At 40.8% G+C, this 5,882-nt stretch carries 7 protein-coding genes; 6 read left to right on the top strand and 1 reads right to left on the bottom strand.

What is annotated here, in order from left to right; translation table 11 throughout:
- The first annotated feature begins 157 nt into the window (after positions 1-157).
- The 6 genes from BZG81_RS15180 (at position 158) to BZG81_RS15155 (ending at position 4,935) form a co-directional block, all read left to right on the top strand.
- The gene (locus BZG81_RS15180) at positions 158-721 is read left to right on the top strand and encodes a dihydrofolate reductase family protein (protein WP_077460234.1); all 564 of its coding nucleotides are present in this window, start codon (positions 158-160) and stop codon (positions 719-721) included.
- A gap of 92 nt (positions 722-813) precedes the next feature.
- The gene (locus tag BZG81_RS15175) at positions 814-1,383 is read left to right on the top strand and encodes a flavodoxin family protein (protein ID WP_077677784.1); all 570 of its coding nucleotides are present in this window, start codon (positions 814-816) and stop codon (positions 1,381-1,383) included.
- A gap of 147 nt (positions 1,384-1,530) precedes the next feature.
- Positions 1,531-2,229 (top strand): hypothetical protein, encoded by a 699-nt coding sequence (locus tag BZG81_RS15170; RefSeq protein ID WP_077677783.1) that lies wholly within the window; start codon positions 1,531-1,533, stop codon positions 2,227-2,229.
- A gap of 8 nt (positions 2,230-2,237) precedes the next feature.
- On the top strand, positions 2,238-3,848 hold the full coding sequence (locus BZG81_RS15165; RefSeq protein ID WP_198533668.1) for a hypothetical protein: 1,611 nt from the start codon (positions 2,238-2,240) through the stop codon (positions 3,846-3,848).
- 102 nt (positions 3,849-3,950) lie between these two features.
- Positions 3,951-4,376, top strand: a complete 426-nt coding sequence (locus tag BZG81_RS15160) for a GNAT family N-acetyltransferase (protein WP_077677782.1) — start codon at positions 3,951-3,953, stop codon at positions 4,374-4,376.
- Between the two features lie 91 nt (positions 4,377-4,467).
- The gene (locus BZG81_RS15155) at positions 4,468-4,935 is read left to right on the top strand and encodes a GNAT family N-acetyltransferase (RefSeq protein ID WP_077677781.1); all 468 of its coding nucleotides are present in this window, start codon (positions 4,468-4,470) and stop codon (positions 4,933-4,935) included.
- Between the two features lie 21 nt (positions 4,936-4,956).
- Here BZG81_RS15155 and BZG81_RS15735 read toward each other — a convergent pair.
- Positions 4,957-5,882: IS110 family transposase (locus tag BZG81_RS15735; protein WP_198533667.1), on the bottom strand; the 926-nt coding region annotated here is incomplete at its 5' end.

Here is a 5,882-nt window from a genome sequence, read left to right as displayed (position 1 = left end):
AAGCAAAGGCTGTACAGTGGAAGTTTACCTAACAAATCGCAGCAATTGACAAAAATACATATCACGAATTTTGGTACCCAAAATGTAGCGCCATATATTTTTGCAACTGTGCTCAGCGTTATAAGTAATCTTAAGCACCAAGCTAAAGGGATATAAAATGAAATGCTCTGTATATATCGCCACGAGCGTAGATGGCTACATCGCCACTACTGAGGGATCTGTCGATTGGCTTCACAATGCTGGCAATTCAAAAGCTGACATCGCAGAAAATCCAGATATGGGATTTGGAGCGTTTATAGCCTCAGTTGATTGCATGATCATGGGGCGGAAGTGTATGGAAACGATTTCGGATATGAATTTGTCTGCTGAGCAATGGCCCTATGGTGATATTCATATTGTCGTGTTGAGTAACACGATTACAACACCACCGGAAAACTTGAAGAGCAAGGTAGAAATGTTTTCAGGTGATATTACTGACTTAATAAAAGAGCTAGAGGGAAAAGGTTTCAACCATGCTTATATTGATGGTGGAAGCACAATTACATCATTCCTAAATCATAAGCTCATCGATGAAATGACAATCACTAGAGCACCTATTTTGTTGGGCGGCGGCATCCCGCTTTTTGGTCAACTAAACGATCAAATAAAACTGGAAAACTCAGAGGCGATTGCTTTTGCAAACGACTTTGTTCAAGTAAAGTACGAAGTAAATTACTTATAACAAGGTGCTGTTGCCGGATTGCATTTCCGCTAGCGCTACAACGCAACCGCAAAGCGCGGCGTTATGTTTTTCCGTAGAAAAAGGACACATCAGTGAAAATAGCGGTAATTTACTTTACTAAAACAGATGTTACAGGAAAGTTGGCGCAAGAAGTTATCAAAGGGATTTGTGGCGCAGAGCCGGATGCGGTTGTTCTTGAACATCGCATTGACGGAAAGGAAATTGTAGAGGGTAGGTTTATCAACCCTACGCTTTTCGAAAGTCTACTCGAATGTGATGCCATCATAATGGGCTCACCTACATATATGGGCGGTGTTTCTGCCCAATTCAAAGCATTTGCTGACGCAAGTAGTGAGTTTTGGAGTGAGCAAATGTGGTCAAATAAAGTTGCCGCTGGTTTTACAAGTGGTAGCGCTCCGAATGGCGATCAATCAAGTACGCTAAATTATTTGATTACTTTGGCAAATCAACACGGTATGTATTGGGTTGGCCTAGATTTGGCTCATGGTTATAAAGATCAAGGTTTAAATCGTTTTGGCTGCCAGCTTGGTGTTGTTTCTCAATCAGTTGATGGTGTTGCTGACGAGGTTGACTTACTTTCAGCGAAGTATTTAGGGCAGAGGGTTGTGGGTTTGGTTTCTAAACTTAAGCCCAAAACATAACAAGGCGTTAAAGAGGGATTCGCAACGCGTAGTATTTTCGTTATGCATTGATTTTATTAGTTTTTAGTGCAATGCGGTGAGTTGGTAGTTGCGTTGCTCACCCCTTAACGCGGCGTTACATTTTCAAATAGATATCGATGTAAATTTATGGACATACAAGAATACTTTTCAAGACTGAATAGCGATTCTCAGAAAATATTCAGTCAAACAATTTTGGAAAAGGAAAAGCTCGGTACATTGCATCATCTTTCTTCATGTATTTACGAGTTTTCAGATTGCCTGCTTGATCCTCAAGAAAAACAGATGCTAGTGACAGTTAGCACACAGCTAGAAGCGGCAACACTTAATTTGGCTTTGGGGCTATATAGGCAAGCTTTTGCTTCTTTAAGGTTAGCTTTGGAGATGGGGCTGGCTTCTATTTATTTTTCAGTGAATAAAATGGAGCTGCATGAATGGCTTGATGGTCGGACAGATATAAAGTGGGCAAAGCTTGTTGATGAAGAAAACGGAGTGCTGTCTAAAAGGTTTGAAAATGCGTTCTTTAGTGAATGTTCCCCGTATTCTGACACGTATCGGGACAAAGCGATTTCCACCTATAGGAAGCTCTCTGAGTTTGTACATGGGAATAGTGAAACTTGGGAGAAAAGTGGACTCAACTTAAGCTTTAACTCAGATTTGCTGGATTTCTATTTTGAAAATTTTAAATCTACATCAGAAGTAATTTTATTTTCTGCTGTATGTAGATATACGATGTTGCTTGATGAATCTAGCCGCGAATCGCTGCAATTTATTCCTGAAGAATTTAATCATATATCTAAAATTAGAGAACTGTTTGGTCGTTCATAGGAAATGTAATGAGTGAATTTTATCTTCGAACAGAAAGTATTAAGCAGAATGAAATTTTAAACTTGTCCGTTGTCAATGCTGCAGATAGAAAAATATTGGATGCCCTAAAATCAAATGAACCATGCCTTTTAGAGGGGTCTAGAGGAACAGGTAAGTCATTTTTGATGCGGGTGGCTGAATTAGAGCTGGAGGATGAAAGCAGCGCCAATGTAACTGTCTTTGTCCCATTTAATATGAGTTCACTAATAACTACTGAAGACAATCTCCAGTTTTATCATTGGATGATGGCTAAGACCCTAAAATATCTTCTAAATAAACTTAGAAAGAAGGGGGTAGTTGTATCAAGCTTAACAGCAAATCTTCTGAGTAACGATGAAAGTGATACCGAAGATGGCGTTCAAGTAAGTTTGAAAGAAATCGTAAAAATGTTTGAAGATTCATATAAAGGAAATTCGACGCTAGATATCTCATCACTGCCGGATATCGAAGATGTAAAAGAAGCAATACAGATCATCTGCGAAGAAAATTCGCTAGACAAAGTGGTGTTCTTTTTCGATGAGGCTGCTCACGTTTTTAGACCGGAACAACAAAGGCAATTTTTCAATTTATTTAAAGATCTTAGGTCGCCATATATTAGCTGTAATGCTGCTATATATCCTGGTGTCACGCATTTTGGCGACTCCTTTGAACTGATTCATGATTGCGCCTACAAAAAGTTAGAGAGAAGTATATCTGAATCAGATTACCTTCAATATTTTAAAGACATTGTTTTTAAGCAATCTGATGATAGGCTGAAAGCAGATATCGATAGGCAAAGAGATCTGTTCAATACGCTGGTTCTTTCATCTGGCGGTAATCCTAGAATGCTACTGAGAACTCTCCAGGATCTGTCAAAGTTCAATACATCAAATGTTAACGCGGTTATAAAGTCATTTTATAGAAATCAAATATGGATAGAGCATACTGAGTTAGGTGATAAATACAAAGGGCATCAAGGTGTGATTGACTGGGGTAGAAAGTTTCTAGAAAACTCAGTCATTCCGCGAGTTGTAGATTACAATAATTCTAGAAAAGAAAAAGGGATAGATGAGTCAACTATCTACTTTTGGATACACAAAGATTCGCCAGAAGCGGTAAAAGAAGCTTTGAGGTTGTTAACATATACTGGAATAATTAGAACGGTTGATACAGCTGTACGAGCGACTAGAGCTGAGTTGGGCACAAGGTACGAAATTAAATATGGTTGTATGATTTCATTGGAAAGTAGTCCACATGGAGAATCCCCTGAATTTTATAAAAACCTTTCAATTAAGAAATTTCCTGAGTTCGGTAAAAATCACGCTTCATATTCAGGAAGTGATGTACTTTTAGAGGTAAATGATGAGCTCCAGTACAAAGAATCTTTGAGATCGTTACTTGAAAAACCAATTGACGTTTTGGTCCTGCTTACGGCTTGGCAAAAAGAAAAACTAAAGGCTGCTGGGATTCAAACAATCGAAAACTTGCATACTAATACCGAAGAAAGCTTAATTGAGAAAATTTATGGGGTTGGGCCGGCAAGAGCTCGGTTGATGAAAAACGCAGCTAATGCTGAATTGCTAGAGTATATCTCAGGATAAATGTAACAAAGCCATGCACAGGATGCCAAAAATTCACGTTCGTTTCACTCACTTCATTTTTGTCACCTGTGATGGCAGCGTTAAGGTTCTCCGGAGAGTGATGTGGATGTTCGACGTTTTGTTGAAACTGACAGAGAAGCACTAAGGAATATCTACTTCGAGTCTAGGCGTAATGCTTTCGGGTGGCTGGACCCCAACTCAGTCCGATTGTCAGACTTTGACAGGGACACAGAAGATGAGGCGATCTGGGTTGCAGAGCGGGAAGGCTCGCTTATTGGATTCGTTTCGATCTATGAGCCAGAAAATTTTATTCATAATTTGTTCGTGCGCCCCAGCTGGATTGGTCGGGGGTGCGGATCGGAGCTTTTGACGACTTGTTTAAAGCAGTTGGGAAGACCAGCTCGCCTCAAGTGTATTGCAGAAAACACAAAAGCCTTAGCATTTTATGAGGCTAGGGGTTGGAATACAGTCGGTGAAGGTGTGAATGAAAAGGGCAGATATCTGGTTCTCGAAACGGTCAAACCTTAACAATCGCAAGCAGCGGAGCAATTCTCCGCTAGCGCTACAAATTACCCGCTGTTGCGGGCGTTAGTTTACATATCAAATTCAGAGGACGAAAATGAAAATTAGATCGGCTGAAGCGTCAGATTTAGACTCACTCTTGCGTCTAAATTATCAGATTGGAATCATGCACTTTGAAAATGCACCAGAAGCATTTGTTGAACCGTCATCTGAAGAAAAAGAGTTCCTTCTTCAAGCTCTAAATGATCAATCAAGGCTCTTTCTTGTTGCTGAATTTGCTGGTGATGTTGTTGGCTTTGTGACAGCGAAAGTAACTCAAAATGAAGCTATCCCGTTTTTAGTTAAAACACCAATTTGTCGTGTTGGCACAATTGTAGTTGATGAAAGTGTCAGAGTTTCAGGTATAGGAACCCAACTAATGGCTCAGTGCAATGACTGGGCTAAATTGCAAGGTGCGGAGCAAATTAGGCTAGAGGTCATGTCTTTCAATAAGTGTGCACAAAACTTTTATGCGAAACTAGGCTTTGAAGAGCAGTCAAAAACAATGTGGAAAACTGTAAACTAACAAACGAGTATGTCGTCAATCCTAAATTTTAGCGAGATTTTTATCCCACATCACGCCGTCTCTGAGCATCGAATTTAAGATCACTACCATCTTGCGCACACAGGCAATAATGGCGACTTTTTTCGGCTTTCCAGCGGCGACTAATCGGGTATACGTCGCTTTAAAAACAGGATTACATTGCATCGCAGACATCATCGCCATATACAACACGGTACGAACTTGAGCACGTCCACTTTGGATCACTCGTTTGCCTTTATATCGCCCACTTTCTTTTGTCACGGGTGCAACACCAATGAGTGATGCCGCTTGTTTGTTAGTTATATAGCCCAGCTCAGGGACGTTACTGATGATAGATGCTGCCGCAATGCTGCCAATGCCAGGCACGCTTTGTAAGAGCGTATTTTTAGTCTGATATTCAGGGCATGCTTCAATAAACTTCACGAGTTTTTGCTCAATGTTGGTGATTTGATTTTTCATCGCAGTGAGCATGGGTTTGATGGTTGAATGCAAGGTTTTGGGCAGTATCTGCAAGCGGTTCTTTTCCATCGTTTGCATAGATAGGAGCTGGTTTCTCCTGATGACTAAGTCACTCATTAAACGTATATTTTCCGCCTTGATAATGGTGATTTCAGGCTTAATGGCGTCGCCATAATGTGCAATTAACTCAGCATCTAAGCGGYCATTTTTCGCTCTGCGGCCAATGGCGCCGGCGAAGCGTTTAATGTGCACAGGGTTGGCGCGTACGATGGGTAAATTGGCTTCAATACACGCGAGCACAAAGRGCATTTCTAATCGGCCAGTGGCTTCAATGATGATGCGCTCAGGCTGATATGGCTTGATGATTTTCAATGCATCTTTAATGCCTTTATCAGTGTTTGGCACAGAGAAGAAGTGCGCAGTTGGTCTGACGTAGATGTCGAGTTGCGCTTTGCCGGTATCGACGCCGA

Source organism: Salinivibrio sp. MA607, assembly GCF_001996245.1.
Classification (GTDB): domain Bacteria; phylum Pseudomonadota; class Gammaproteobacteria; order Enterobacterales; family Vibrionaceae; genus Salinivibrio; species Salinivibrio costicola.
The sequence above is the reverse complement of the archived record's forward strand: the minus strand, read 5'-3'. Positions and strand labels throughout refer to the sequence as shown.